Raw genomic sequence first — 1,115 nt, 5'->3', positions numbered from 1 at the left:
CCGCCCGCCACGCCGACCCCCGCACCACCATGCGCTACGACCGAGCGAGGACCACGCTGGACCGCCACCCCAACTACATCCTCGCCGCCTACATGGCCTCCGGCACCTGAACGACCTCACTCATCTGTCGAGATGCGGAAGATCACGAACCGCGGGTCACGAGGGATCGGCAGGAGGTACGAAGGGCTGCCGGAGGTCGTGCAGCAGGAGGGTCGCGAACCCCAGCTGGCGGCGGTAACCACCCAGCCACGCCAGCCGGTGTTCCCTGGCGACCTCCAGGGCCTGTGCCCGTTCGAGTGAGTCCTGGTCCTGCGCCAACGCCCACGCGGTGAGCGACCCCGTCCAGGACCACTCGTAGTCGTCCCACTCTGCCAACGTGCTCACGTGCCCGTAGCCCGGCTCGAACCCGGACTCCTGCACACGCTTGACCAACCCGAGCAAGTCGGGGAAGTCCTCCGGGGTGGCCTCGAGCGCCTCCTGCGCAGCTTTCGACGGCGGCTTGTCCCAGGTGGTGTCCCCCAGCAGCACCTGTCCACCCGGGCGCACCATGTCCCGGACGGCGTCCAACGTCCCCGCCAGACCGCCGAAGGCGTGGCTGGCCCCGACGCAGAACACGACGTCGAACACCCCGCCGTCCCAGTTGGCGGCATCCGCCTGGACCCACTGCACCCGCGTACCCACCCCTCGCTCCCGCGCCCGAGCGTCGAGGTCCGCCGGCAGCGCCACGTCGACGCCCACCCCGGACAGGTCCGGTCGCGCGGTGAGGAGTTCCAGCAGCCACTCACCCTGCCCGCACCCCAGGTCCACCACCCGGGCGCCTGCTGGAGGCGACAACAGCGACAGCAACGCCCGGACGTTGTTCGTGTCTACCGGAGCGGCGACGGGGTGGTGCAGGTGGGCGATGCGGCTGATCTCGGTGCGGTCCATACCGCCATGCTCACCGCAACTCATGGTCGGGGACGATCGATTTTCGCGATACGGCCCCGGTGGGGTGAGTCCCCCCGAGTGGTGTAACTGGGCCCTGCAGCCTGACCAGCACCGGCGTGTCCCGGTGAGCAGGTGAGGGCCACCGCGTGAAGCTCTGCGAGTACCCGCCAAGGAACTCGTAGAAGGAG

At 69.6% G+C, this 1,115-nt stretch carries 1 protein-coding gene; it reads right to left on the bottom strand.

Translation table 11 applies throughout. From position 1 onward, the window contains the following. Nucleotides 1–156 precede the first annotated feature (156 nt). Entirely contained in the window at nucleotides 157–927 is a 771-nt protein-coding gene (locus GTR02_RS21805) for a class I SAM-dependent methyltransferase (protein ID WP_166609555.1), read from the bottom strand. Between the last annotated feature and the right edge of the window lie 188 nt (nucleotides 928–1,115).

Origin of the sequence: Kineococcus siccus, from assembly GCF_009906795.1 — a bacterium.
In the GTDB taxonomy this organism is placed as follows: Bacteria; Actinomycetota; Actinomycetes; order Actinomycetales; family Kineococcaceae; genus Kineococcus; species Kineococcus siccus.
This window is presented reverse-complemented; position numbering and strand designations above follow the sequence as displayed.

Coding starts and splice junctions, on each gene's coding strand:
- GTR02_RS21805 (WP_166609555.1), bottom strand. CDS start 927: ATGGACCGCACCGAGATCAGCCGCATCGCCCACCTGCACCACCCCGTC.